The organism is Stutzerimonas sp. VN223-3 (genome assembly GCF_045999685.1).
GTDB lineage: Bacteria > Pseudomonadota > Gammaproteobacteria > Pseudomonadales > Pseudomonadaceae > Stutzerimonas > Stutzerimonas stutzeri_AR.
The window spans coordinates 905,017-930,922 of record NZ_RBEC01000001.1; the positions used below are offsets into that span (position 1 = coordinate 905,017).

Annotated in this window: 28 protein-coding genes; 12 read left to right on the forward strand and 16 right to left on the reverse strand. The window is 59.8% G+C overall.

Features of this window, described 5'->3' with window-relative positions; genetic code table 11:
• Positions 1 to 46 precede the first annotated feature (46 nt).
• Positions 47 to 562 carry a DUF6586 family protein gene (locus D7241_RS04210; protein WP_408100428.1) on the forward strand — a complete coding sequence of 172 codons (516 nt, stop codon included), beginning with the start codon at positions 47 to 49 and terminating at the stop codon, positions 560 to 562.
• A 24-nt stretch (positions 563 to 586) separates the two neighbouring features.
• Here the strand turns inward: D7241_RS04210 and D7241_RS04215 are convergent, their stop codons facing one another.
• Positions 587 to 1,441: a DMT family transporter gene (locus D7241_RS04215; RefSeq protein ID WP_408100429.1), complete on the reverse strand. Its 855-nt coding sequence runs from the start codon at positions 1,439 to 1,441 to the stop codon at positions 587 to 589.
• Between the two features lie 179 nt (positions 1,442 to 1,620).
• Here D7241_RS04215 and D7241_RS04220 point away from each other — a divergent pair, with 179 nt between their 5' ends.
• Entirely contained in the window at positions 1,621 to 1,854 is a 234-nt protein-coding gene (locus tag D7241_RS04220) for a hypothetical protein (protein ID WP_255982084.1), read from the forward strand.
• A gap of 74 nt (positions 1,855 to 1,928) precedes the next feature.
• On the opposite strand, the gene sulA is transcribed toward D7241_RS04220, so the two are convergent.
• Positions 1,929 to 2,411: an SOS-induced cell division inhibitor SulA gene (sulA, locus tag D7241_RS04225; protein ID WP_408100430.1), complete on the reverse strand. Its 483-nt coding sequence runs from the start codon at positions 2,409 to 2,411 to the stop codon at positions 1,929 to 1,931.
• Positions 2,412 to 2,421: 10 nt separating this feature from the next.
• Positions 2,422 to 3,030, reverse strand: a complete 609-nt coding sequence (gene lexA, locus D7241_RS04230; RefSeq protein WP_408100431.1) for a transcriptional repressor LexA — start codon at positions 3,028 to 3,030, stop codon at positions 2,422 to 2,424.
• A 197-nt stretch (positions 3,031 to 3,227) separates the two neighbouring features.
• Here lexA and D7241_RS04235 point away from each other — a divergent pair, with 197 nt between their 5' ends.
• The 8 genes from D7241_RS04235 (at position 3,228) to D7241_RS04270 (ending at position 10,212) form a co-directional block, all read left to right on the forward strand.
• Positions 3,228 to 3,935 carry a TetR/AcrR family transcriptional regulator gene (locus D7241_RS04235; protein WP_255982078.1) on the forward strand — a complete coding sequence of 236 codons (708 nt, stop codon included), beginning with the start codon at positions 3,228 to 3,230 and terminating at the stop codon, positions 3,933 to 3,935.
• 39 nt (positions 3,936 to 3,974) lie between these two features.
• Positions 3,975 to 4,499, forward strand: a complete 525-nt coding sequence (locus tag D7241_RS04240; protein WP_408100432.1) for a L,D-transpeptidase family protein — start codon at positions 3,975 to 3,977, stop codon at positions 4,497 to 4,499.
• 13 nt (positions 4,500 to 4,512) lie between these two features.
• Positions 4,513 to 5,511 carry a beta-N-acetylhexosaminidase gene (gene nagZ / locus D7241_RS04245; protein ID WP_408100433.1) on the forward strand — a complete coding sequence of 333 codons (999 nt, stop codon included), beginning with the start codon at positions 4,513 to 4,515 and terminating at the stop codon, positions 5,509 to 5,511.
• A 13-nt stretch (positions 5,512 to 5,524) separates the two neighbouring features.
• Positions 5,525 to 6,262 (forward strand): S-methyl-5'-thioinosine phosphorylase, encoded by a 738-nt coding sequence (locus D7241_RS04250; RefSeq protein ID WP_255982072.1) that lies wholly within the window; start codon positions 5,525 to 5,527, stop codon positions 6,260 to 6,262.
• 176 nt (positions 6,263 to 6,438) lie between these two features.
• On the forward strand, positions 6,439 to 6,936 hold the full coding sequence (locus D7241_RS04255) for an LEA type 2 family protein (RefSeq protein WP_408100434.1): 498 nt from the start codon (positions 6,439 to 6,441) through the stop codon (positions 6,934 to 6,936).
• Between the two features lie 8 nt (positions 6,937 to 6,944).
• On the forward strand, positions 6,945 to 7,130 hold the full coding sequence (locus tag D7241_RS04260) for an SEC-C metal-binding domain-containing protein (RefSeq protein WP_255982068.1): 186 nt from the start codon (positions 6,945 to 6,947) through the stop codon (positions 7,128 to 7,130).
• Positions 7,131 to 7,137: 7 nt separating this feature from the next.
• Positions 7,138 to 7,602, forward strand: a complete 465-nt coding sequence (locus D7241_RS04265) for a DUF2489 domain-containing protein (RefSeq protein WP_255982066.1) — start codon at positions 7,138 to 7,140, stop codon at positions 7,600 to 7,602.
• Positions 7,603 to 7,674: 72 nt separating this feature from the next.
• Positions 7,675 to 10,212, forward strand: a complete 2,538-nt coding sequence (locus D7241_RS04270) for a penicillin acylase family protein (protein ID WP_408100435.1) — start codon at positions 7,675 to 7,677, stop codon at positions 10,210 to 10,212.
• Between the two features lie 143 nt (positions 10,213 to 10,355).
• Here the strand turns inward: D7241_RS04270 and D7241_RS04275 are convergent, their stop codons facing one another.
• The 4 genes from D7241_RS04275 to D7241_RS04290 all read right to left on the reverse strand — a co-directional run bounded on the left by D7241_RS04275 (position 10,356) and on the right by D7241_RS04290 (position 14,501).
• Positions 10,356 to 10,487, reverse strand: coding sequence for a hypothetical protein (locus tag D7241_RS04275; protein ID WP_408100436.1), 132 nt, complete (start codon positions 10,485 to 10,487; stop codon positions 10,356 to 10,358).
• Between the two features lie 114 nt (positions 10,488 to 10,601).
• Positions 10,602 to 11,300, reverse strand: a complete 699-nt coding sequence (gene tsaA, locus D7241_RS04280; RefSeq protein ID WP_408100437.1) for a tRNA (N6-threonylcarbamoyladenosine(37)-N6)-methyltransferase TrmO — start codon at positions 11,298 to 11,300, stop codon at positions 10,602 to 10,604.
• 164 nt (positions 11,301 to 11,464) lie between these two features.
• Positions 11,465 to 12,787, reverse strand: a complete 1,323-nt coding sequence (gene rimO / locus D7241_RS04285; protein WP_408100438.1) for a 30S ribosomal protein S12 methylthiotransferase RimO — start codon at positions 12,785 to 12,787, stop codon at positions 11,465 to 11,467.
• Positions 12,788 to 12,896: 109 nt separating this feature from the next.
• On the reverse strand, positions 12,897 to 14,501 hold the full coding sequence (locus D7241_RS04290) for a sensor domain-containing diguanylate cyclase (RefSeq protein WP_408100439.1): 1,605 nt from the start codon (positions 14,499 to 14,501) through the stop codon (positions 12,897 to 12,899).
• A gap of 286 nt (positions 14,502 to 14,787) precedes the next feature.
• On the opposite strand from D7241_RS04290, the gene D7241_RS04295 reads away from it, so the two are divergent.
• Both D7241_RS04295 and D7241_RS04300 read left to right on the forward strand, forming a co-directional pair.
• Positions 14,788 to 16,266 carry an RAD55 family ATPase gene (locus D7241_RS04295; RefSeq protein ID WP_408100440.1) on the forward strand — a complete coding sequence of 493 codons (1,479 nt, stop codon included), beginning with the start codon at positions 14,788 to 14,790 and terminating at the stop codon, positions 16,264 to 16,266.
• Positions 16,259 to 16,669, forward strand: a complete 411-nt coding sequence (locus D7241_RS04300) for a response regulator transcription factor (protein ID WP_408100441.1) — start codon at positions 16,259 to 16,261, stop codon at positions 16,667 to 16,669. The genes D7241_RS04295 and D7241_RS04300 overlap by 8 nt, the downstream gene beginning before the upstream one ends.
• A gap of 25 nt (positions 16,670 to 16,694) precedes the next feature.
• Here D7241_RS04300 and D7241_RS04305 read toward each other — a convergent pair whose 3' ends face one another.
• The 9 genes from D7241_RS04305 to D7241_RS04345 form a co-directional block, all read right to left on the reverse strand.
• Positions 16,695 to 17,765 carry an acyltransferase family protein gene (locus D7241_RS04305; RefSeq protein ID WP_408100442.1) on the reverse strand — a complete coding sequence of 357 codons (1,071 nt, stop codon included), beginning with the start codon at positions 17,763 to 17,765 and terminating at the stop codon, positions 16,695 to 16,697.
• 32 nt (positions 17,766 to 17,797) lie between these two features.
• Entirely contained in the window at positions 17,798 to 18,796 is a 999-nt protein-coding gene (locus D7241_RS04310) for a glycosyltransferase (RefSeq protein WP_408100443.1), read from the reverse strand.
• 121 nt (positions 18,797 to 18,917) lie between these two features.
• Positions 18,918 to 19,142 (reverse strand): hypothetical protein, encoded by a 225-nt coding sequence (locus tag D7241_RS04315; RefSeq protein WP_408100444.1) that lies wholly within the window; start codon positions 19,140 to 19,142, stop codon positions 18,918 to 18,920.
• Positions 19,143 to 19,166: 24 nt separating this feature from the next.
• Complete coding sequence (locus D7241_RS04320; RefSeq protein ID WP_408100445.1) at positions 19,167 to 19,499, reverse strand: hypothetical protein; 333 nt, start codon at positions 19,497 to 19,499, stop codon at positions 19,167 to 19,169.
• A gap of 31 nt (positions 19,500 to 19,530) precedes the next feature.
• A complete protein-coding gene (locus D7241_RS04325) occupies positions 19,531 to 20,748 on the reverse strand; it encodes a glycosyltransferase family 4 protein (RefSeq protein ID WP_408100446.1) in 1,218 nt (405 codons plus the stop codon).
• Between the two features lie 143 nt (positions 20,749 to 20,891).
• Positions 20,892 to 22,010 carry a glycosyltransferase family 4 protein gene (locus D7241_RS04330; protein ID WP_408100447.1) on the reverse strand — a complete coding sequence of 373 codons (1,119 nt, stop codon included), beginning with the start codon at positions 22,008 to 22,010 and terminating at the stop codon, positions 20,892 to 20,894.
• A gap of 44 nt (positions 22,011 to 22,054) precedes the next feature.
• Positions 22,055 to 23,371 (reverse strand): hypothetical protein, encoded by a 1,317-nt coding sequence (locus D7241_RS04335; protein ID WP_408100448.1) that lies wholly within the window; start codon positions 23,369 to 23,371, stop codon positions 22,055 to 22,057.
• 13 nt (positions 23,372 to 23,384) lie between these two features.
• A complete protein-coding gene (locus D7241_RS04340) occupies positions 23,385 to 24,701 on the reverse strand; it encodes a hypothetical protein (RefSeq protein WP_408101187.1) in 1,317 nt (438 codons plus the stop codon).
• Positions 24,646 to 25,905 (reverse strand): glycosyltransferase family 4 protein, encoded by a 1,260-nt coding sequence (locus tag D7241_RS04345; protein WP_408100449.1) that lies wholly within the window; start codon positions 25,903 to 25,905, stop codon positions 24,646 to 24,648. Before D7241_RS04345 ends, D7241_RS04340 begins: the two co-directional genes overlap by 56 nt.
• Position 25,906: the final 1 nt, after the last annotated feature.

The window sequence follows — 25,906 nt, forward strand, 5'->3', positions numbered from 1 at the left end:
TACTTTTGCTTTCCGGCTACCCGCTGATCTAATGGGAACGACCGCCATGGCTCACGAGCTGTACACCCGAACCAATCAGAAAATCTATTTTGCCGGGCTGGCGCTTGAGAACTGGCGACGGGCCGAGGAAAAAGGCGCGCTGAATGCCCCGGGACTGATCCAAGCCGAGCGCGAAGCCAGTCTGTTCCATCTGTACGGCGCGCTGCTGGGGCTATGCCACGAGATTGCCGGCTACTATCGCCTACTGGGTGCGAACGCGCCGCGCGCAGAATTACTGCTTTCGCGTTCGCAGAACTCATCGCCGAGTCCGGAACTGGCTGAGTTGATCGAGTTGGCCGAGCATTCCGAGACCTGGCTTGCGCGATTGCTGCAGGCCCATATGGCACTCTTCGAGCCACCTCGGGCGCCCGTCAAGGCGAAGACCGACCCAGCCATGCCGTTGATCGAGGCGGTCAGCGTGGGCGAGGAAGCGCCCGTACTGACACATGCCGAAGTGGAATCTTGGCGGCAGAACATGAAGGCCCTGGCGCTGCGTTTTCGGGAATCGCTTACCGAATGGTAAGCGCCTAAGCGAGAAAGCGTTTGGCTATTCGGTTCGGGCTGGAACCTTGTGCTTGACCCGCAGGACCAAGGCGATACCGCCCAGGATCGCGAGGCCGGCGATCAGTAGGCGTCCGGTCAGGGTTTCCCCCAAAAGCACACTACCAGCCAGCGCAGTGATAAGGGGCACGCTCAGTTGCACGCTCGCAGCCTGTATGGCTGCGAGGCCGGGCAACGCGGCGTACCAAATGGCATAGCCGATACCGGACATCAGCCCACCGGATAGGAGCGCATAGATCACACCGGCCGTATCCCACTCCAGCCAGGCCAACGCCAGCAGGCAAAGCACAGCCGCAATCGGTAGCGTGCGGATGAAGTTTCCAGCTGTCGCGGCCAACGGATCTGGTGTTCCTCTTCCCAAAAGCGAGTACGCGCCCCAGGCGATGCCCGACAGCACCATCAGCAACGAAGCCGATATAGGCGGTGTGCTCGTGCCGGGCAGAAGAAGCGCGACCAGTCCCCCTCCTGCCAAAAGCAGCCCAACCACTTGCAGGCGATGCAGCCGCTCCCCTCTGATTAGCCCCCAGGCAATCATGCTCAACTGCACTGCACCGAACAGTAGTAGCGCGCCGGCACCGGCATCGAGATGCAGGTAGGCGTACGAGAAGGCTGCCGCATAGACGAAGAGCGCCACGGCGCCGTACCAGCTGCCGGACTTCGCTGAAGATCCTTTACGCAGGAACAACAGCAGCCACAGCATCAGGGCTCCTGCCAGCAGGCGCAACGCGGTAAAGCTGGCAGGGTCGATCTGGCTGTCACGCAATGCAGCACGGCAAAGCAGTGAGTTGCCTGCGAAAGCAAGCATGGCCAATGCTGTCAGCAGCAACGTTCTGGCGGTCATTCGGCAGCTTCCTTGAAGCGAATGGCGCGGTCCCGATTGCTGTCCAGACCGCGATGAGACGCCATCCTACTGTGTAGTGGCGCTGTGGTGCATCTGCATACCGCCGCTCGTATCAAGCCAAGGGCTGTCTGCATTCTGGCCGGCTGGTACAATGCGCGCCTTTCACGGGGAGCAGACTCATGCCAACGTCTTTTCTGGAAATCGTCGAGCTACCCGATGGCAGCATTGTGCTGCGTCGCGCTGAGGACGAAGGTGTGCTGGCCACATTGGATTTCTCTGACGATGCCAAGGAGTTCCTGCAGGGGCAGCATGTCGAAATTGCCAAAGCAATGTTCAGCGTCGGTGTGCAGATGGCAGGGCGAGTATCGGAAGGGGAATTCGAGCGAGAAGAGGAGCCGCACGTGCTGCACTGATGCGAATCGCCTGGTTGCCATTGCGGCTGGGCGAGTTTTTTCGGCACTTCCATGTGCCGGATAGATCAGACGGTTCAGTTACCCATACGTACATTCAGGCTTTGCGCGTTGCCCTGATCGGCCGCAGCGCGCAGTTTCAGCCGGCTGGTCCTGTCGAGACGTCCCAACCAGGTAATCACTGTATGGCTGCAGCCTGACATCAGTGCCTTGCACGCCAATTCCAGTGCACCTTGGGTCTCGCGGGCCTGCAATAACAGGATACGGTCGCGGTTGAGCCCGGTTTCCCGTAGCCAGCTTTGCGACAACGATGCAGGCGGCGCGATCAGAGTCAGCCAGCGTGTGTCGGCCGCCTCACTGAGCTCGCGCAGGATCGGGGCGAGCAACAGACGGCAATGACCACCGCTGCCGCTCAAGGTCATTTCGCTCAGCCAATCGTCGGCGGGCTGCGGGGGGGCGCAGGCCATTTCTCCGAACGGCGTCAATCGATGGGCGATCAGCCCTTCGAATAAAGAAAGCTGCGGTGGTTTGCCTGCGGTGGGTTGGGGTTGATACTGCATGAACCTCTCCTTAGCGGCGAATCACGCCGACACTCAAGCCTTCGATAACCAATTCTTGTTGTTTGAGATCCACTTCGATGGGGGCAAACTCGGGGTTCTCAGCCAGCAGCCAGACCTTGTCGCCTTCGCGCTTGAAGCGCTTCACCGTTACCTCATCATCGATCCGAGCCACGACGACTTGGCCATTGCGTGCTTCACGCGTGGTATGTACGGCGAGCAAATCACCATCAAAAATGCCGATGTCCTTCATGCTCATACCACGCACACGCAACAGATAGTCGGCTTTGGGGTGGAAGAATGCTGGGTTGATCTGGCAGGACTCTTCGACGTTTTGCTGGGCAAGAATTGGCGCGCCGGCTGCTACTCGTCCAATGACGGGTAAACCGCTCTCTTCGGCGGCAGGTTCGAAGCCTGGAATACGTATCCCGCGCGAGGCGCCGGGCGTCATCTCGATAGCGCCTTTGTTGGCCAATGCCCTAAGGTGCTCCTCAGCTGCATTGGGCGATTTGAAACCCAGCTCCTGAGCGATCTCCGCACGCGTAGGCGGATAGCCGTTTTCTTCAAGGCATCGCTTGATGAGGGCGAGAATTTCCGACTGGCGAGGGGTCAGCTTGATCATGGTGGTCTCTGTTCTTTTATACAGTGACTGGGATTATATACAGTGCCTGATGCTTGGCAATCTTTGTTTGGTTGAGAGCTGCGCTGGCTTGGTGCAAGCTCTGGTTGCCTGCGGTTAGGCGCTCGGACACTTTCGTGGTTGACTTGGTGGTGAGTGAAACGTAAGTTTCAAACAAGTGTTTGTCAGTGGGAGGGGGCATGGCGCAGTCGGAAACAGTGGAGCGTATTCTTGATGCAGCGGAACAGCTGTTTGCTGAAAAAGGCTTCGCCGAGACTTCGCTTCGCCTGATCACCAGTAAAGCTGGGGTCAATCTGGCGGCAGTGAATTACCACTTCGGTTCGAAAAAGGCGCTTATCCAAGCAGTTTTCTCTCGTTTCCTTGGGCCATTCTGCGTGAGCCTTGAACGAGAACTGGACAAACGTGAAGCTAAACCCGACAGGAAAGACAGTCTCGAAGAGTTGCTGGAGATTCTGGTCGAGCAGGCGCTTGCAGTGAAGCCGCGCAGTGGCGATGATCTGTCGATTTTCATGCGCCTGCTGGGCCTGTCATTCAGTCAGAGTCAAGGTCACCTGCGCCGCTATCTTGAGGACATGTACGGCAAGGTGTTTCGTCGGTACATGCACCGAGTGCACGAGGCGGCGCCTTCGATTCCGCCCATCGAGCTGTTCTGGCGCGTGCATTTCATGCTCGGTGCCGCGGCGTTCAGCATGTCGGGCATCAAGGCGTTGCGAGCAATCGCTGAGAACGATTTTGGCGCCAGGACATCCATCGAGCAGGTCATGCGCATGATGGTTCCGTTTCTAGCTGCCGGCATGCGTGCCGATTCCGGTGTGGTGGACTCGAGCTTGGCTCAAGCCCATCCCATCGGTCGACGCAACGCTTTGGCGATGCCCGCCAAGGGTTGAGGTACACGGTCAGGGATCGATCAGCTAAGCTAGCCGCCCATGTCTGATCTCGATTTCCTTCATATCTCGATTGCCGACCAGATGCTCTACGGGTTTTCCGATGGCAGGCTGCGCGTCCGGCTGCCCGTGTCTACCGCTCGTAACGGTGTCGGCGAACTCAATGGTTCCGGTTGCACGCCACGTGGTCGCCACCAGGTACGTGCGCGTATCGGTGAAGGGCTACCGTCCGGGGCCGTTTTGCGTGGCCGGCGCTGGACCGGTGAAGTCTGGAATTCGGACCTGGGCGAGCGGTTTCCCGGGCGCGACTGGATTCTCACCCGAATCCTCTGGCTCAGCGGATGCGAGCCCGGACACAACCGGATGGGTGAGGTCGACACCTTTCGTCGTTATATCTATTTGCATGGCACGCCTGACTCAGAACCCATGGGCGTACCGCTTTCTCACGGCTGCATCAGGCTGCGCAATGCCGATTTGCTCGATCTTTTTCCTCTGGTGCCGGCCGGTTGTGCCGTCCATATAGGCGAAACGGCGTGTCCGGATTGGTCGAGCGCAGCGCTGAATTAAGGATCTGCTCATCATGCAAGGCTCATTGATGCTGGACATCGCCGGTACTTGGCTGACCGCCGAGGATCGCCAGTTGCTGCGCCAACCGGAGGTTGGCGGGCTGATTCTGTTCGCTCGCAATATCGAAAATCCTCGCCAGGTACAGGAGCTGTGTTGCGCTATTCGCGCCGTGCGGCCCGATGTTCTGTTGGCTGTCGATCAGGAAGGCGGGCGCGTCCAACGGCTGCGGCGCGATTTTGTTCGCTTGCCGGCGATGCGCGACTTCGCCTCGCGCGCCGATGCGTTGGAGTTGGCAGAAACCTGCGCCTGGGTGATGGCGACCGAAGTGCTGGCGGTTGGGCTGGATTTCAGCTTCGCGCCGGTGCTCGACCTGGATCACCAACGCAGCGCAGTGGTCGGGACCCGCGCGTTCGAGGCTGACCCGCAGCGTGCCACCGAACTTGCCGGAGCGTTCATCAAAGGCATGCGTAGCGCAGGGATGGCAGCCACCGGCAAGCACTTCCCTGGTCACGGCTGGGCCGAGGCTGATTCCCACGTGGCGATTCCGGTCGACGAGCGTAGTCTGGACGCGCTTCGTGTGCATGACCTGATTCCGTTTCAGCAGTTGGCTGGCGAGCTCGATGCGGTGATGCCTGCACATGTGATCTATCCGCAGGTCGACGACAAGCCGGCCGGCTTTTCACGGCATTGGCTGCAGGACATCTTGCGCAAGGAGCTGGGCTTCCGTGGGGTGATCTTCAGTGACGATCTGTCGATGGCTGGTGCGCATGTGGTAGGTGATGCCGCGAGCCGCATCGAAGCGGCACTAACGGCTGGCTGCGACATGGGCTTAGTGTGCAACGACCGTGGCGCTGCCGAGCTAGCCCTGTCGGCGCTGCAGCGTCTCGGTGTGCAGCCATCGCTCGCACTGGCGAAGATGCGCAGCCGTGCGGCGGGTTCGCTGGAGTACAAACAGGATCCTCGTTGGCGCGCATCGATCGCCACCCTCAAAGCAGCCGAACTGATCGCTTGACCAAGGAAACATGATGACTGTCCACGCCATTATTGGCGGCACCGGCCTGACCGAGTTGCCCGGTTTCACCCTACGTGAAGCTATATATATGGAAACCCCCTACGGTCCGCCGTCGGCCGATATTCTGCGCGGCGAGTATGCCGGCAAAGATGTGTTGTTTTTGGCCCGTCACGGACATCCGCACCGCATCCCGCCGCATCAGGTGAACTACCGCGCTAATCTATGGGCGCTAAAAAAAGCTGGGGCGCAGGCGGTGATCGCGGTGAACGCGGTCGGCGGCATTCATTCGGCGATGGGCTCTGGCCATCTGTGCGTACCGCATCAGCTCATCGACTATACCTATGGGCGCGAGCACACCTTCTTCGAGGGCGACATCGAGCATGTCACCCATGTCGATTTCAGCTACCCCTACGACGAAACGCTGCGCCAGCGCCTTATCGCTGGTTTGTCTGCCGAGGGTTATCTGTTCAGCAGCCATGGTGTCTATGGCTGTACTCAAGGGCCGAGGTTGGAGTCGGTTGCCGAAATCGCCAGGATGGAGCGCGATGGCTGCGATATCGTGGGTATGACGGGTATGCCCGAAGCGGTCCTCGCTCGGGAGCTGGAGCTGCCTTATGCCTGCCTGGCCCTAGTCGTCAATCCCGCCGCCGGAAAAACCACCGGCATCATTACCATGGCTGAAATCGAGGCGGCACTGGCGGAGGGGATTTTCAAGACGCGGGCAGTGTTGGCTCGCGCCCTCGCTGGTTAGCCGGGTGGTCCGCAGCTGGCCTAGGGGAGGGCAGCTGCGCCGGTAAGTGCCGCAATGGCTCCGTATGCCGCAACGGTGGTAGCAAAGACGTAGCGGCGGCGTGCTAGCTTCGCCAAAACAACCCATTGCAGCCAATCCGCCGCTTGCTACACTTGGCCGTCCTATGGAGTACCGGAATGCTTTGCCACGCACCTATAAGAAGAATATCGAGAGCAGTGGTTTTGCTGGGTCTGCTATCCAGTCTTGCCGGTTGCTCGACCTGGTTCAGCAGCGATTTCCAAGATCCTAGCGTCCAGCTCACCAAGGTCGAAATCATCAAGGCCAGGTTGCTCGAGCAGCAATTTATGCTGCGCTTTCGCATCGACAATCCCAATGAGCAAAGCCTGCCGGTTCGCGGGCTTATTTACACCGTCCACCTCAATGACATCGAACTGGCCAGCGGCGAATCCAGCGGCTGGGCGACTATTCCCGGTCATGGCTTCGAATACTATGAAGTGCCGGTACATACCAACCTCTGGCGGCACATGAAATACATCGTGCGATTGCTGGAGAAGCCTGACCGGCCTATTGCCTATCGTCTGGATGGTGAGCTGAAAACAGGCTTGTTGCTCGGTCGGGGCGTGCACATCTCCACCAATGGCGAGATAATCCCCGGCAACTTTATCCCAGAGTAGTAACGTCGATGAACCATGAAACCCATGTACACGGTCCCGATTGCAATCACGACCATGACCACGACCATCACGTCCATGGCCCGCATTGCAACCATAGCCATGACCCGGTTCGCAATCCGCTGAAAGATGTCGGCCGCAACGACCCTTGTCCGTGCGGCAGTCAAAAAAAATACAAGAAGTGCCACGGAGCCTGACCCGTCCATGACGCCGCTTGCCATGGCGCTGCTTATCATTGGCTTGCTGCTGATTGCAGCGTTGGCCGCATACGCCGTGCACCTATGGCGCAAGGTTTGGCGCAGGGAGCAACAACTTGCAGAGATGCAAGCGCAGCAGCACGTGGCGCTTGCGGCGGACTTGCGGGTGCTCGCCGGTAGCCTGCTCGACGAGCAGGTGCCGCTGATCGAAGGTGCGATCCGGATCAAGGTGCTGCTGGACAACTACGACGCCAACCTTGGGCAAGATCCTCGCTGCCAAGTGTTCCAAGTGCTTTTCGAGGCGACCGAGCAAGTGCCGACGCATGCCGCCTGGAAGGCTTTGGACAAGACCGAGCGTCGCCGCCACGAAGCCAACTTCAGTGCGCTCGAGTTGCAACACAAAGCGGAGGCGCGGCGGTCTGCTCGCTGGCTGCTCGACGAGGCCTTGCCAAAAAACCGCGAAGCCGCCTGAGCGCGGCGCCGTACCGCAGCACACCATCTATCCTGTCTATTTCCGCATTGCCCGCCCGCGAAGGAGCCGTTGATGTTTCTGCGTCTGCCGTTTGTTCTGGTTCGTCTGACCTTGGGCGCTACATTGGCGGCCGGGGGACTCAGCGGCTGTCAGGCCTATCTGGACAGTCGCTATAGCGACAGCCTGCCCCCTGCGCAAGGTGTCCAGGCGATCACCGGTTTGGACAAGAGCGTGAGCATCCGGCGCAATCCGTTGGGAATGCCATTGATCGAGACGGCCACTTTTCACGACGCGTTGTTCGGCTTGGGTTACGTGCATGCTACCGACCGTCTGAGCCAGATGGTCGGCTTGCGTCTCATGGCCGAAGGCCGTCTGGCGGAGATGGTCGGACCCGGTGTACTAGAGATTGATCGCTTCATGCGCGCTGTAAATCTTCGGCAGAGCGCGGCGGTGCTGTACCAGGACAGCTCGCCGCGGATGAAGAAGTTCTTCGAAGTCTACGCACGGGGTGTCAACGCCTATCTGTTCAGGCATCGCGACAAGCTGCCGATGGATCTGGCCGCCGCGGGTTACACCCCCGAATACTGGAAAGCAGAAGATTCGGTGCTGGTGTTCTGCCTGTTGAACTTCGGTCTGGCGGTCAATCTGCAGGAGGAGATCGCATCGCTGGTCCTGGCGCAAAAGGTCGGCAGCGATAACCTCGCCTGGCTGCTGCCTACCTATCCCGACGAGCCGCTGCCCTTCGATGAAGCCGACAAGCTCAAGGGCCTGAAGCTGAGCGGCGAGATATCAGGACTTGCCGCGCTCGACCGCGCCGCGTCCGAGATCGCTTCGCTGAATATGCTGGGCGTCGCGGCTTCGAACAACTGGGCTATATCGGGCAGCAACACCCGTAGCGGCAAACCGCTGATGGCCAACGACACGCACCTGCCGCTGTCGATGCCCTCGTATTGGAACTTCGTGCAGATCCGCTCGCCGAAATTTCAGGCCGCCGGTGTGACGATCGCAGGGGTACCCGCTGTGGTCGCTGGCTTCAACGGCAAACTGGGCTGGGGTATGACAATGGTCATGGGTGATACCCAAGACCTGTTTCTGGAACAGGTGCGGCGTGAAGGCGGACGCTTGATGTACCTCGCCGATGGCAAGTGGGTGCCGGCGCGTGAGCGTCACGAGACGTTTTTCATCAAGGGCGAGCGCCCAATTCGCGAGACGGTCTACGAGACCCGCAACGGCCCGCTGCTGAACAGCGCGCTGGGCGAGCGCAAGCATCCTTTGCAGCCGCTACAGATGAGCAGCGGTTATGGGCTCGCGCTGAAGACGACGCAGTTCGAGGGCGACCGGTCGTTGGACGCGTTTTTCGACCTGACCCGCGCGCAGTCGCTGGATCAAGCCTTCGAGGCGGCTCGTGAGATCCGCGCTGCAGCACTCAACATTGTTTTCGCCGACGCTCAGGGTACCGGCTGGCAGGTGACCGGGCGCTATCCCAATCGTCGCGAAGGGCTCGGCCTGATGCCATCGCCTGGCTGGGATGGTCGTTACGACTGGGATGGTTTCGCCGATCCCATGCTGCATCCCTATGACCAGGATCCGCAGCAAGGCTGGCTCGCCACTGCCAATCATCGCACCGTGCCCAAAGGCTACGGCATGCAACTGTCCAACTCCTGGTATTACCCTGAGCGCGCCGAGCGTATTGCCGAGCTGCTCGGGCAGGGCAAACAGGACAGCCGCAGCGTGATCGCTATGCAATACGATCAGACGACTACCTTCGCGGCCAAGCTGCAACACATGTTCCAGGCACCTGGGATGGCGGCGCCGCTCAAGACCGCCATCGATGCGCTCGCCGAGCCTGCGCGAGGCAAGGCGCGCGAGGCGTTGTCTCGTCTGCTCCGCTTCGACGGTAAACTCGCCGCAGATTCCGCCGATGCCGCATTGTACGAAGCCTTCCTGATGGAATCGGCACGGCAAACCTTCCTCGACGAGCTGGGACCGGAAACCAGCTCCGCGTGGAGAGCGCTGGTAGAAGCAGCGAACGCGTCCTACTCGGCGCAGGCGGATCACTTGCTCGGGCGCGAGGACAGTCCTTATTGGGATGACTTGTCTACGCCCCAGCAGGAAGACAAACCAGTCATCCTGGCGCGCTCCCTCGCGGCGGCGGTCAGCCGCTTGGAGACGTTGCAGGGCGCGGATCGCAACGCCTGGCGCTGGGGCGATCTGCACACCTACACCTGGCGGACGGGTACTACCCAATTGGCCCCGTACATGCCTGCCAGCCAGCGTAGCGGAATCAATGCCATCAGCGGCTATCTCGACCGCGGTCCATATGCGGCGGGTGGCGATCACAGCACGCTGAACGTCTCTGCCTACCGTTGGGGTGACAATTTCGATACGTGGCTGATTCCGGCGATGCGGATCATCGTCGACTTCGGGCGTGACGAGCCGATGATCGGGCTCAACAGCTCGGGTCAGTCCGGCAACCCGGCCAGCCCGCACTACGCCGATGGCATCGACGCCTGGCTGAACGGGCAATACATGAGCTTCCCGTTCAAGTCCGAAAATCTGGACAAGGTCTACGGCACCCAGCGGTTACTGCTTACTCCGTCGCGCCAGTAGGTTCTGTGCAGCAAGCCGGCCAACGCCAGCTTGCTGTCAATCATTCTCGCGCCGATCGAAATCCAGTTGTCGGGCAGTGGCCTCGGCCAGTTCGTGGCCGATTCGTTCGGCCAGATGCGGGCTCAGGTCGATGCTTACAGAGGTCACGTAGCGGCCTGTTCTACCCAGCGGTAATTCTCGACCACCTTCAGCAGCGGAAACATCGACTTCAGCTCGACGATGTCTTCCCAGCGGGTGGTGGCTTTATGCGGAAAAGGGCGGCGGCATATTCTCACGCAGCGCAACCCGCATGGCGGTGGTAGATATCTCGTAGGGGCCGGCATGTTTAGCGAGCCAGCGGGCTCGCGCCGCTGGGCTGAAAGAATCGCTCGATAACCAGTCCAGGTAGGCTAGCTTGCCGCTCGCAGCACTTCCAGCACAGTGATGGACTGTGGGTCGGGGTAATGCCAGCGAACCTCGACATCCCATAGTCGCGTGCCGTAACGGCGTTCCGGGGCCGGTAATTGATAGGCCGGACGTGGATCCTGCGCCAGACACTGTTCGATCAGCTCAACCAGTGGCTCGCCAAGTCGCAGCGCTTCGCTAGAGGCCTGCTCCAGGCTTGCCTTGGTCCAGTGCACATCTATCGGTGCCGGTGCGGCGTTGGCCAGATCATTACGCGCTCCTGCAATGGCGTCGGCATAGGGAACGTAAGGCTTGATATCCAGCACAGGCGTGCCGTCCAGCAGATCGATCCCCGACAGATGCAGGCGGCCGGGCTCGATCCGCTCAAGTCTGACCACTGACTGCCCGATGCCGTTGGGTCGGTGGGTCGCGCGCGTTGCGAATACGCCAACCATGCGGTTGCCACCCAGGCGCGGCGGGCGTACCCGCAAACGTGGCTCGGCTTCCAACGCCTGATGAAAGAGAAACAGCAGCCAGACATGGCTGACCTGCTCAAGACCGTCCAACGCATGGGACTGATCGAAGGGCGGGACCAGTTCGAGCACACCACGTGCTGCAGGCGCTAGTTGGGGTTGTCGCGGAATCGCGAATTTTTCCTTGAAACAGGAGTGGACAAAGCCAATGGGTGATACGGAATAAGACATGCTATCGGCTGTTACGAAGAGCTGGGGTGGCCATCTTACCTGCTGCGGTGGGGGGCCTTCTGGTCCCATCGCAACGCCCGTCAGTGGATGCAGCGGATTGACGTGTGCGGTCAGCAAAAAGCCCTGCCAGATGGCAGGGCTTCGATGGTTTCAGACAGCTTTGATCAGATCGTCTCGGCCCAGAGATCGTACTCGTCGGCATTGGTTACCCGAACGCGGACCTTGTCACCCGGCTGTAGTGAACGGTCGCTGTCGACGTAGACCATGCCATCGATTTCCGGCGCATCGGCGTAGGAGCGGCCAATCGCGCCGTCTTCATCGACCTCGTCGATCAGCACTTCGATTTCCTGGCCGATCTTGCGCTCCAGGCGAGCAGCGCTGATAGCTTGCTGGTGCGCCATGAAGCGGTCCCAGCGGTCCTGCTTCACTTCATCCGGTACCGGTTCCAGGTCCAGCGTTTCGGCTGGTGCACCCTCGACGGGGGAGTATTGGAAGCAGCCGACACGGTCCAGCTGCGCTTCGGTCAGCCAGTCCAGCAAGTACTGGAAGTCTTCTTCCGTCTCGCCGGGGAACCCTACGATAAAGGTCGAACGGATAGTCAGCTGCGGACAGATCTCGCGCCACTTTTTAATGCGCGCTAGCGTCTTGTCCTCGAAGGCAGGACGCTTCATCGCTTTGAGCACCTTCGGGCTGGCATGCTGGAACGGAATATCCAGGTAGGGCAGCAGCTTGCCTTCGGCCATCAGCGGGATGATGTCGTCGACGTTCGGGTACGGATAGACGTAATGCAGACGCACCCACACGCCCATGCTCGACAGCGCCTGGCAGAGCTCCAGCATGCGCGTCTTGACCGGCTGGCCGTTCCAGAAATCGGTTTTGTACTTTACGTCGACGCCATAAGCGCTGGTGTCCTGGGAAATCACCAGGATTTCCTTCACACCGGCCTTGACCAGGCGCTCGGCTTCACTGAGCACGTCGCCCACCGGACGGCTGACCAGCTTGCCTCGCATGGACGGGATGATGCAGAAGCTGCAAGTGTGGTTGCAGCCCTCGGAAATCTTCAAATAGGCGTAGTGGCGCGGCGTCAGCTTGATGCCCTGCGGCGGAACCAGATCGACGAAGGGATCGTGATCGATGTTCGGCGGCACCACTTCATGCACCGCATTGACCACCTGCTCGTACTGCTGCGGACCGGTGACCGCCAGCACGCTGGGGTGCACATTGCGGATGTTGTCTTCGGCCACACCCATGCAGCCGGTGACGATCACCTTGCCGTTCTCGGCAATGGCTTCGCCGATGGCATCCAGCGACTCGGCTTTGGCGCTGTCGATGAAGCCACAGGTGTTGACCACCACCACGTCGGCGTCCTGATAGGTGGGCACGATCTGATAGCCCTCCATGCGCAGCTGAGTCAGGATGCGCTCGGAGTCCACCGTTGCCTTGGGGCAGCCAAGTGAAACAAATCCGACGGTAGGTGCTTTGCTCATCGCGTAACCTCAGGACACCAGATAAAAAGGCGCGCGAGTATACAGCTATTTATGCTTCTCCGGATTTTCGGATGCCAGGCGGTTTACAGCTTGGATAATGGCAAAACGGTTAGCCGCTGTGCGAGAAATCCTCCGGCGTGCTCTGATCCGTCTCAGCGATTTGCGAGCGATTGCGGCCCTGCTGCTTGGCCTTGTACAGCGCACTATCGGCAAGCTTGAGGACGCCCTCGATGCTGTCGGCGTGCAGCGGCCAGAGCGCGATACCCAGAGAAATAGTGAGGTGGCCCACCTGCGAAATTTCATCTTGTTCGACGCACTGACGCAGCCGCTCGGCAACCAGCACTGCCGATTCGAGATTGGTGTCCGGCAATAGCATCAGAAACTCTTCGCCGCCACTTCGGCATAGCGTGTCGGCGCCCCGCGAGCAGGCAGTCATTATCTGTGCCAAATGCCGAATGACCTGATCCCCCGCGTCGTGGCCGTAACTGTCGTTGATGCGTTTGAAGTGATCGATATCCAGGGCGACGGCGGCGAATGGGCGGCCTTCGGCGCGCAGGACATCCAGGGCAAGCGTGAGGCCGCGCCGGTTATGCAGACCGGTCAACGGATCGGTCTGGGCATCGAGATTGAGTTTGCCGATGCGTTGGTGCAACAAGCGGATGCCCAACTGCATGGCACGTTTGAGTTGTGCGGCCTCGAAATACCAGGAACGGATGTGTTGGATTCGTTCGGCACTGTTTGCTGCGTCCATCTCGCTTGCGCTTTTTGCCAGTTGCCAGAGCGGGTGGGAGATCCATCCTGAAAGCCACCACACGCCAAGAAACGTCAGCAGGGCGAGGGGTGCGGTCTGGCGCAGAACTTTCAACATCAAACCGTCGAGGGGGTGCAGGGTCGCTGCCGTGGGACGTTGTGCAATGATGCCCCAACCGGCTGTTGGCAGAGCCGCGTAGCCGGCCAACATGTCGCTGCCCTGGCTGTTGATCACGCGTTGGCTGCCCGACTCTCCAGCGATTACACGATCAATGACCTCGTTGTCGCCCACTACGGTGCCGAGCCGCTTGGGGTCCGGGTGATAGAGCAGCCGCCGGTTCTGATCCACCGCGTATAGGTAAGAACCATCTTGGTAGTAGTGCGCGCCGAGCAGGCTGTTGAGGATGCTTTCTTCCGTCAGGTAAATGGTGCCGCCCACGTAACCCAGATAACTGCCGTTCTCGCTGAAGATCGGCTGCGATATCACCACTACCAACTTGCCGGTCGCTGCAATGTAGGGCTTGCTGATCACGGGCCGTCGTTCGCGAAGTGCTTCGAATGCTCCCGGCGAAGCGAGTTGCTGACCTAGCAATTGGCTTGCATTGGACGAGGTTGCCCGCACGACGCCTTGTGCGCCGGTTATTACGATCGAGTTGAAGCTGTCCGTCTGTAATCGCAGGCGCCTGGTCTCGTCGCGCAACGCGCCATCGTTGCCGAATCGCTCGGCGATAACCTCTGCGCTGAAGGCCAGCTGTTGTTGAGCCGACCGGAAGAACCGATCGGTACTGTCCGCAAGCTTCGCCGCGTAGGCTCGATTGGCCTCGAGCGTGCTGCTGATCAGCGACTCGCGCTGAACCTGATAGCTTGCATAAAAGCTGATGCCCAGCGTGATCAACCCGCTGAGTATCGCCAGCAGCACAATTAGCCGCCGCAGGTCCACGCGAAACAGAGGGGCAAATGGCATAAATTTGGTTGTTATTAGGCATGAATTCGCCGCGCATGGTAGGTCGTTTAGTCGCCTGGCTCCAGTTCAAGCGATGATGGGCGCAACGGGGCGCTCTAGTTAGGGCAGTCTCGGTCTGGCCGCGGCGAAAGGGGGGCAGATAAAGGCCTGAAAATGGTGATCTGAACGCCTTCGCTGGATGTGCTCTGAACGCACATCCGCGGACGGTGACCAACGTATAGGCAAAGCAACGAATGGTTCAGACCCTTTGCTAGTATGCGCGCACTGACTTGAATGGATAGTTGCTGTGACTGATACCTATACCTCCTCGCAAGCGGGACCGGACCATGTTCCCACCGGTGTGCCGGGGCTGGACGCTGTGCTCAAGGGCGGTCTGCTGCCGCGCGCGGTATATATCGTCCAGGGTGGGCCTGGCCAGGGTAAGACGATTCTGGCCAATCAGATCTGCTACAGCTGGGCGGCTCGTGGAGAGCGCTCGCTGTATGTGACGCTGCTGGCCGAGACTCACCATCGCTTGCTGCGCCATTTGCAAAACATGGCGTTCATGGATAACCAGTACGCGGGCACGTCGGTGGTGTATGAGAGCGCCTTCGATATTCTTCGCATGGACGGACTGGAAGGCATCCTCCGCTACCTGACGCGCAACGGGAAGCGACAGCAGGCGTCGCTTATCGTCATCGACGGTCTGTTCGCGCTGGAAGAAAACGCCGAATCGGAACGGGCGTTCCGAGAGTTCATTAACGACCTATCGATCTATGCTGATGTTGTTGGCTGTACGATATTGCTGTTGACCAACAGCAAGCGCGATTCCGGTAGCCCGGAATTCACCATGGTCGACGGCTGGTTGCATCTGGGCAGCGACGAGGACCAGTTTCGGACCTTCCGCTATCTGCAGGTGTGCAAGTTCCGGGGGAGCGATTTCATTTCCGGCCGGCACATGACGTCTATTACTGGCGCAGGCTTCCGTGTGTTTCCGCGGCTCGAGGCGGTCACCGGAGAGCTGACATCCGCGCCGATGCGTGATCAGCGGCTCAGCACTGGTGCCAGTGGCCTGGATCACATCATTCAAGGCGGTATCCCTTTCTCGTCGACGACACTGCTGGTCGGCCCCACGGGCGTAGGTAAAACGACGTTGGGTCTTAGCTTCATCTGCCAGAGCAGTGAAGCGGAGCCAGGCTTGATTTTTGGTTTCTATGAAGATGCGCATCGCCTGCGACGTCGCGCCACTGCGTTGGGCCTGAACTTGGGCGCGATGATCGACAGCGGTGTTGTCGAGGTTATCCATCACGCGCCGACCGAATTGTTGCAGGACCAGCTAGCAGAAGAAATTCTGAATGCGGTCCGGAGCCGTGGCGTCAGGCGTTTGTTCGTCGACGGCGTCGATGCGTTCAAGCAGGCGGCCATCAATACTCAGCAGCTTGGTCGATTCTTCAGCACGCTGACTGCCATCCTTCGTTGCGAGGGTGTCACCACGGTATTTACCGCCGAATTGGCAGAAATCGTCGGAGGGGAAAATGGCTTGCGGTTCGCCGCGGTGTCGGCGATTGCAGAAAATATCGTGCTGTTGAGATACGCCGAACTCGAATCACGGCTTTATCGGACCCTGGCCATTCTGAAGATGCGTGAGAGTGGCTTCGATCCTTATGTCTTCGAATTCAACTTGGGGGCGGAGGGGTTCATGGTGGGAGAACGCATGGAGCGTACGGAGGGAGTAGTGGCGGGGCACCCGCACCGTCAGCCTTCGTCGGGGCGCGAGGATGTCTGAAGAAGGCCGGGACGGGCTGGCGCCGCTTGTGCTGCTGGTCGAGGATGAGCTCGGGCTTAGCAAACTGATGGTGATGATCCTGGAAGAGGAAGGCTACCGGGTTGCCGAGGCGGCGAACGGGGCGCAGGGTTTGGCCAGGCTCGAGCAGGAGAAGCCGGCCTTGATCATTACCGATTACATGATGCCGGAGCTCAACGGCTTCGAAATGGTTCGAACGATCCGCAGAAATTCGTCTTTCGATGACGTTCCCATTCTGATGATGAGCGCCGCGCTGCCTCAGCAAATTCCTGGGCGCGATCTCGTCGACCAGTTCCTGCCCAAGGGCACAGGACTCGATGTACTGGTGGCAACCATTCGACGCCTTGTTGACGGCGATGCCGAGCCGGGCGCTCAGGATTCATAGGGCAGCCAGCTTGCCGAGCGGTTTGTCAGGGCGCGGGGCTGAGGTCCGTGCGTTGGACACGCTCACGACTGCCGGGTAGATAACGCTTCAGACGCAATGCCGGCGACTCGATCAGATGCCAGGACAGCGCTGCGATGGCGATGCTGGCCGACAAGCTGATCGCCATAAAGGCGGGTAGTGATAGATGCGGGCTGAACCAGTGCATCAACAGCTGTTGAATCGGAAAGCTGAAGATATAGATGCCGTAAGAAAAATCGCCGTATTTGCCGAACCCAGAGAGCCGCGGAATCTTCAGGTGCGCCAGATAGATAGTGAGATAGGGCAGCGTCAGCACATGGAAATACAGCCATAGCTCGGTTTTAGCACTGAGCAGCGACAACACCAGCAACGCCAGCGCGACCTTCCAGTTCCAGGGCAGGCTTTTGCGATACAGGTACAGTGCCGACCCGAAGAAAAAGAACATCCCCAGCCGGGTGGATTTGCGCAGGATGTCGTTTTCCAGTCCCAGGCTCGGCGCTAGATGGAAATGGATCAATATGAGCACTATGGGCACTGCCAATATGGCGATTCGTCCGAACAGCTTGAGCAAGCCCATCAGCATCAACGAGGCGTACATCAGCACTTCATAGGGCAATGTCCAGACCGACCCATTGACCGTGTCCGGAAACGGATTGTCGGCAAATACCCCCGGCAGATGAAACTGGGTCACCAACGCCATGTTCAACAGATATCGCATCGTCTGGCTGCTAAGCAAATATTCCTTCAGCGGCAACCCGGTCGCCAGGGGGCCGACAACCAGTACGGTGAACAATACCGATACGCATAAAGCCGGAAAAATCCGTAGCGCCCGTTTGGCGGCGAAATCCAGCGCGCTGCGGCTGTTGATCCATGAAGCAGCGATCAGAAAGCCGCTCATTACGAAAAACAGATTCACGGCAATATCCGCGGTATCCATCGATCCGGTGAACAGCCGCACCGGCTCCGCATGGCCAATCCCGGACAGCCAGTAGCAGTGTCCGATGACCACGGCCGATGCGGCGAAGAAACGCAAGAAGTCGAAGTTGTTTCCTTCTCGCTGAACCGCTGTGATGCCCATAACAATGTCCTCTGTGCCAACGCTACGGCTGGTCAACGCAACGGAAAGGTCTTGCTCATGCCTAAGGCACCGTTTTCGCCGTCATGGATGGCCTGCTCGATGAGCGTCAGGCGCTCACGGGTATTGCGCAGTCTCGCGACCAGGCGCAGCAGGGTGAGAAATATCGCGCGGTTCAGGCGATGCAGCCGGGGCGACGCGGCCCAGATGTTCTTGTCGAACCAGGCCTGGTTGCGCGCAGCGTAGTAGGCGCGGAAATCCGAATTGCCGAGCAGGAAGGTCTCGTAGATGTTCCGCGTGTGTTCCTTGATATTCCAGGATTGCTCGAGCTCGTCGATCACCGCGTCGGTAAACAAGAACAGCCGACCGCCGCTGGCGGTGATGCGGCGTGTGTATTCGGTGTCATCGACGTACAGCACCAGTTCCTTCAAAGGCACGCCGATGCGTTGATACAGGCTGCGGTGCGCCAGCATGCCGCCATAGGGAGCGAAGGGCAGGCTGATACTCGCCGGTCGCTTGCCGGGCCGCTTGGTCCAGGGCAGGCGGCGCCAGAGTTTGTAAGGCAATTGGGCGATGTGAAAACCGAAGTAGCTGGAGCGTGGCTGAAGGATGTAGCGGGTCGGTACCCCCTGGGCGATATCTGCCTGCTGCGTCGCGCGATAGCCCAGCACCGCTACCCGGTCCGGGCCAAGCAGACCGATGAGACGCGCAAGTTCACGATGCAGGATCGACACCGCTGCTGCAGTGGGAGCGTTGTCATCGTCCATCATCCAGATGTAATCGGCCCCGCCTGCCAGTGCTGCCTCGATCGCCACAGCGTAACCATTCGCCGAGCCGGTATTGTGCTGTAACTGAATCAGCCTGACCTGTCCCGGCCAACGCTCCAGCAGTTGTTCCAGCGGCGCGAGTGCGGCATTGCTCACCACAATCACCTCGCTGATTTCGGTAAAAGCCAGTACACGCTCGACCAGCAGCTGCAAGTAGGCCAGCCGGTCGCCATAGGTCACGGTCACCACGGTGGTTTTGGGAGTCATGAATTGTCTCGGCGTGAATCGTGGGCGTGGTCGCCACGTCAGGGGAAATTCCCTGACGAAACGTTAGCCGGGCTGCAGGAGGAAACGCGGGGTGTGTTGCGTGTTAGGACTAGCTGGGCAGTCAAACGTCCTTGGCGGCCAGCTCGATCGCTTCGGCGGGCGCCGCTTCGGTCTGGCTGGCTTCGAGAATGTCAGTGTCGTGGTCATCGGTGAAAAACGCATGGAAGACCGTGATCAACCGATTGCTGCTCGGCATTCCCGGCGTTTCGGGCGCCTGGAATATTTCGGTGTAGGAATACCCATCGGCGAATACCAGCGACTGCGTGTTTTTGTCTGCATTGTTCATGGTTGCCTCCGAAGGTCGCTGGATTCAAAACGAATAACGGATGCTGTCGCCAGACCTGATGTACTGGCGGCCCGAAAGCGGTCGCGCCAGGCGCACGGGCGGTGTGACCGTCACGGACGTATTGGCATCGGCGCAGGGCGTTGCGGTCTGGCGAGCGCCACCGAAAATGATGACTCGGGGGTCCTGGCTGCTGTCACAGCTAGGGGTGCCCACTGCAAAGCTTTCGTAGCCCTGGCGATACACCTCGCCACCAGGCTGTTCGAACCCTTGGTTGGCGCTCGTGGTCCCGCTGATCAGCAGAGCGATGCTCAGTGCGCAGGTGGTTTGGATACGTTGAGTTGTAGCTGCTGTGTTCATCCTTGAAACCTCGCAATTGATGGGGCCCTGATCAGGCGTGCTTCATCGGAACCGCCGCTGGGTAAACCGGTGCGATGTTCACCGGCGTTACGATTGGCCGATGCAGTAGCGCGTCCTGCCCTTGGAGCGAAGTAACTTCGCGAACCCTAGTATCGACAAAAGACTTAATCTCCTGCCTGAATCGTTCGGTTGAAAAGCGCTCTGCACTTGCACGGCATGTCTCAGACCGGATGTGATGCGCTTCCGATTCAAACTCGCTGACCGCGGCAATCAGCGACTCCGGCGTCTGCTCGAAGTAGAACACGCCCGTCGGTTCGGGGTGATCAAGGCCGCGCACGGTTTCCAGCACGCCACCCCTTCCATAAGCAATGACCGGCGTCCCACAGGCCTGAGCTTCGATGGGCGCAATGCCGAAATCTTCCTCTGCAGCGAACACGAACGCGCGGGCGCGTTGCATGTGATGCAACAGCACCGCGAAGCTCTGATAGCCCATCAGCGTCACGTTCGGCGTTGCGAGTTCCTTCGCCTTTTCCATCTCGGGCCCGGTGCCGATGACGATGAGCTTCTTGTCGGGCATTCGGGAAAATGCTTCGACGATCATCGGGATGCGTTTGTAAGGCACCATGCGCGACGCCGTCAGATAGAAGTCCTCCTTCTCTGTGTGCAACGTGAACTGTCGGGTATCGACCGGCGGATAGATCACGGTTGACTCGCGCCGATAACTTTTGTTGATGCGCCGGCCGATGAAATGCGAGTTGGCGACGAACTCGTCCACACCGCTGGCCGTGCGCTGATCCCACATGCGCATGTAGTGCAAGAGCATGCGCGCCAGCTTGGCCTTGAAACCCCGGTCCAGGCTGGCCTCGTGCAGGTACTGATGTTGCAGATCCCAGGCGTAGCGGATCGGTGAATGCACGTAGCTGATATGCAGCTGGTTGGGCCCGGTGAGTACACCCTTGGCCACGGCGTGGCTGCTGGAGATCACCAGGTCGTAGGCGGACATGTCGAGCTGCTCGATGGCCAGCGGCATCAACGGCAGGTATTTCTGGTAGTGCGTCTTCGCCTTGGGCAGTTGTTGGATGAAGGTCGTGGTGGCACGTTTGCCACCGAGGCTGGCGCGATCTTCGTCGGAGAGGAAATCGATCACTGCATGCAGATCGGCGTCCGGCCAAGTTTCGAGCAGCCCGGCGAGTACCCGCTCGGCTCCGGCGTAGGTCACTAGCCAGTCATGAACAATGGCAATTTTCATACGAAGGCCTTTTATGGATTTGTGGCGTGGCAGCGGAATCAGCCGGCAGGTATGGCGACTGAAAATGGGTACGGCGGCGGCCATCGCGGCGCGTGCTCACGCTCCGCGTAGTTCGGCTGGTGAGTTTGCTATCTGGCGAGCGGCTAGCTTTCTGGCGGGCTGAACGGCAACTGCTGAAGGTCGCTATCACCGATATACGGCACCCCGGTGAAGGCCTGATCGATCAGGCGAGAAACCTGCCGGGCCGATGAGATCCAGCAGAAGCGCGCGACGTTTGCCTTGCCACGGCGACGCAGATCATTGCGTAGCGACTCGTCCTGTAGAACTCGTTTCATGCAGCCAGCGATATCCCGTACGTCCAGCGGATCGAAGTACAGCGCGCTATCGCCTAGCACCTCTGGAATCGAGGCTGCACGTGCGGCGATCACTGGGCAGCCACATGCCTGCGCCTCGAGCGGTGGAATACCGAAGCCTTCATAGACCGAAGGAAACACGAAGGCCGTCGCGCCCTGATAGGCTTCCACCAATTCCTCGTCGGTGAGCCGGCCAAGCATCCGGATGCGTCGGCTGCCGCCGACATCATGAAGGCTGCCTGAAAAGATCCGGTTCGAGTCGCCGATGATGCGCAGCTCCACCTCGTCGAGGCCCTCCATCCTAAGAAAGGCCGCCACCATCCGGGCGAAGTTCTTGTGTGCGCTAGGCGATGACACCGCCAGCAGATAGGGCGTCGATCTACCGTGGCATTGCTCTGCGCAGAACGGCTGAAAACGCGAATCCACGGCGTTGGGCACCACACAGATCTGGTGCGCCGGGTAGCCGTAGAAGCGAGCTATTTCTTTTCGGGAAAATTCACTCACGGTAATCAAGGCCTTGATTCGCTTGAGCAATACGGGCGTCAGGCGGCGATAGGTGACTCGGAAAGCTTTCGAGTAGCTCTCCGGATGTCTGACGTAGGTAATGTCGTGATGGGTCGCGATTTGGTTGCTGTATGCAAGCGGTGCGGTATTGCACAGCGAGACCAGCGGCGGGCTGCCGTTTCTAGCCAGCCACAACGGGAGGTCCAGCTGTTCCCAGAGATGCCCTCTCTGCCGGCCTATCCGCTGCACCTGTAACTGCTCGGCACTGTCGTGCAGGTGTATGTCGTGCGGGGCGACGAATACCAAATCGTCGCGCAGTCCTTTGAGTTGCAAACAGATCTGCTCCGCGAAGCGCTGCACGCCGCGTATTTCCTGAGTAAGAAAGCGACCATTGATCACAATCATCTGGAAATTCTCCCTGCAAAAACCTGTTCATAAACTGCGATCCGTTAGTGGGTTGGAACGAGCTGCCTGCCGAGGCTGATTATCTTCGGGAACCCGTCGAGCTCGATGCTGGCGGTACAGTTTTCCGCGGTCGTCGGGCATTCCCATGTCACACCATCTGCGATACGTCCCTGGTCAGGGCGCGCGGTGTCGATCAGCTCCAGCTTGCCGGTTGTTTTGCCTATGGATTCGATGCTGACCGAGCGCGCCTTGTTGGTGCTCCAAGCGATCAGGAGCTGTTCTTCGGCGTTGCCGAAACGCAACAGAACGGCGTCTTTCCCGGATTCGCTCGCATCCTCAAGAAATTGGTAGTTGTGGACGATCGGGCTGATCGCTTTGAGCACTCGATACGCTGGCTTCAAGGTGTAGTCCTGGCGCAGCAGGCCGAAGTTGTGCTCTCGCTCGCGCCTGTCGGTGCCGTCGTTTCTGAAGTCGTACCACCAGTAACCGCGCACGTTGGGCAGTGTCCTGACGAGAAAGAAACTGCGTGCCAGATAGGCCGCTTGCAGGCTTTCATCGATGCCGCAGGAGCCCTGGTAAGCAGGCCAGGACATTTCCGTGAGATACAGCGGCACTGGCTGTCCTGCGGCGCGGGACAGCTCCATATCCACCTCGGCGAGCCATTCGATCCAGGCTTCGGGCGTGTTCTTTCCACGGCCGCGGCAATGCACATATGGATGCAGCGAGAGTCCGTCGATCGATTGCATCACCCCGGCCTCGACCAGGCGCAGGGCAAAGCCGGACTCGATTCCTTTTGTGGTCACCGCGCCCGCTAAAACCTTGGCGGCCGGATCATGCTGGCGAATGATCCCCGCCGCGTCGGTGATTAGCCGGGCGTAATCCTCGGTGAACTGCGGGTCGGTCGGGTTTTCGACGTCCCACTCGTTCCAGACTTCGTAGTGTTTGATTCGACCGCGAAACTGCTGTGCAACGAAGGCAACATAGCGATTGAATGCCGCGCGTACCGGTTCGCTGCGCGGCTTTTCGCCAGCGCCGTGAAAGCTGTTGCCATAACCGAGAATGAACAGGCTATCCAGTCCCTGCGCTTCAGTCCCGGCCAGATAGGGGTGCCAGTGCGGCTCTACCTTGAGTTGGTTGCGGTTGCGTTCGAGGAACGCCCAATGCGCGTCGGTTCGTACCGACTCGATACCCGCATCACGCATTAGCTGGTTGCCCTGGCTGCGGCTATCGCGCAGATGCAGATCGTGCGAGCAGACACCGACGATGAAAGGATCTTCCTGCTGCTGTGCCGGCGCATGCAGCGCCAGGCCGGACATGACGGCGATCAGCGTCAGATGGCGAAAATGAAGGCGGGTGCTCATGGCAGCTCGTCCGTTACTGAGGGCGAAGGTTGTTCAAGGCAGAGTGGGTTGGTCCTGTTTCGATCTGGCTATAGCGCGTGCCTTGTGAGGCATCCCGTGGGGTCAGGGCATGGGCAATGGCCATGCCGATGAATAGGGTGGCGGTGACTACCTCCAGCACATCGGTGGCCCAGCCGATCAGGCAAATGCAGAAGACGATGCCCAGCAATGCATCGCGAATGCGCGAGCCGCGGTCGTGCAGGCGCAGCAGCAATGGGAACAACAGCAGATACAGCAGCACGCCGAACATCCCGAGCATTCCCCAAAGATAGAGCGCCGTGTTGTCGGCGACGCTCAGCAGCTCCAGCCAGGCCAGCGGAAAGGCGGCGGCAGCACTGCCTACCGCGCCGACGCCTGCGCCCCACCATCCCCAGCCCTCGTTGACGATTACCTCGATGAAATTGGGCCAGCTGTTGATCAATCGGTCGTTGAACGATGACAAGAGGCTCTCGCTGTAGGCTTCGCTCTGCGGGATGTTCAACAACAAGCTGATGACCGGCAACGCCAGCCCCACCATCACCGCAATGAAGAATGCCGTGGCGCTGGGCATGCGATAGCCAGCGAGAAACAGCATCATCAGCGTTAGCAGGTAGGCCGCCGCCGTGGATTTATTGGTGGTGAGGAAGATCGCACCGAAGGCCAGCGGGTAGAGCATCATTCGTAGCAGCCGCGATTGCAGAAATGCCGCGAGAAACAGGCTGTACAGCGCGATCATCACGGCCAGGTTGGTCGACATCCGGGCGAACCCGGCGAGACGATCGATGCTGCCGACGGCCCAGGACCTGTTCCCGCTCAATTCGACATCACCCATCATGTAGCTGTAGCCCTTCCATGGCACGCTGGTGTACATGTCGAGTGCGATGCCGATCAGCGAGGCGACCAGGCATAGCCCGATGACCCATCCGAGCAGCCCAATCCTGCGTTCCACATAACTGCCGCAAACCAGCCCGAACAACAACGGAATGTAGATGAATACGCTGAAGCCGACGTTGCTCGGCGAGGCCCCGTGAAGCAGCGCCAGCAGGGCCGAAACCACCAATGCGAAAAGCACCAGCCAGACGCCGGCTTTGATTCGAGCGCGTGGCAATTCCAGCGCCACCGCTGCCACGCAGGCGAGTTTCGGCAGGTAGAGCAGGGCGGAGACACCGGCTATGTCCAAGTAATAGCGCAGCGCTCCGGCAAAGGTTTCGCTGACCAGCAGCGAGGCTGCAATCAGTGTCAGCACCGTCGGTTTGTCAATCGCCAGCGGGCTCGATCTGGGTTGCGGAGTAATCAGCAAACTCGGAATCATCATGGGCTCTCCGGCCGTGAAGCGTGGCGTGCAGGATCGACAGGTACTGATCGAGCATCCGTTCCATATTCAGAAAAGGGGCGACGCTGGTACGCGCCTGCCTGGACAGGCGCTGACGCAGGCTGCTGTCCAGGTACAGCCTTAGCATCGTCCGGCCGAGCGAGTCGGGATCATGCGGCGAGCAGAGCAGCCCATTGACGCCGTCCTGAATGATTTCCGGCAAACCGCCCGTATTCGTCGCGATGACAGGCAGATGCTCGGCGCAGGCTTCGATGGCGACCAGCCCGAAGGGCTCGGCCCAGATCGATGGCACCACCAGCACATCGATGTTGCGCATGAAGGTTTCCGGGTTCTGGTAGCCGACGAACCTGACTTTGCCCGGATCGACCATGGCCTTGATCTTCGCTTCGTAGTCCAGCTTGCCGCGGCCGGCGATTTCCAGCGTCGCGTCGATGGAAAGCGCCTGAAACTGCTCGATCAACCAGCCCACGCCCTTGTTTTCCGAAAGCGTACCGATGTAGCCGAAACGCAGCAGGCCGCTGTGCCTCGGGCGCGGCGCAGGCAGCGAACTGTCGGTCAGCGTGGTGCTGTTGTGTACCACGTGGCGGCTGGCCTGGCCGAAGTAGCCGTGGCCAGTCACGCGATTCAGGACGAAACGGCTGACGCCGATCACCGCTGCGACCTGGGCCGACGCTGCGGCATGATGCTGGCGGAAGGCCGAGCACGTGCCGCACTGGCGCTCGCAACTGCGCCCTTTGCTGAACATCGTGTCTTTGGGGCACAGCAGGTACAGGTCGTGCAGCACTTGAATGATCGGCAGACCGGCCGCGCTGATCTCGTCCCATGCCGACACCGACCAACCGGTCAGGTTGTTGCAGACCACCAGATCGGGTCGTTCCCGTGCAATCACCTCGCGAACATGCTGGCGCATGCTGCGGTTGTAGCGATCTCGATAATGCCAGCCAAGGCGCAGCAGTCGGTTGGGCCGGGTCTGGGTGAAATGCCAATAGAAGTTATGCAGGCCGGCGCGGTAGACCCGCACACCATCGTGCGTGTCCTCGTGCAACCCGGACTCAGGCCCGGTGGCCAGTACCGCGACATCGCAACCCCGTCCCTGCAGCCCTTCGGCCAACTGGCGTACGACGATTTCCGCGCCACCGCCGATATGGGGCGCATACAGGCTATGCAGCAGGAGAACCTTCATC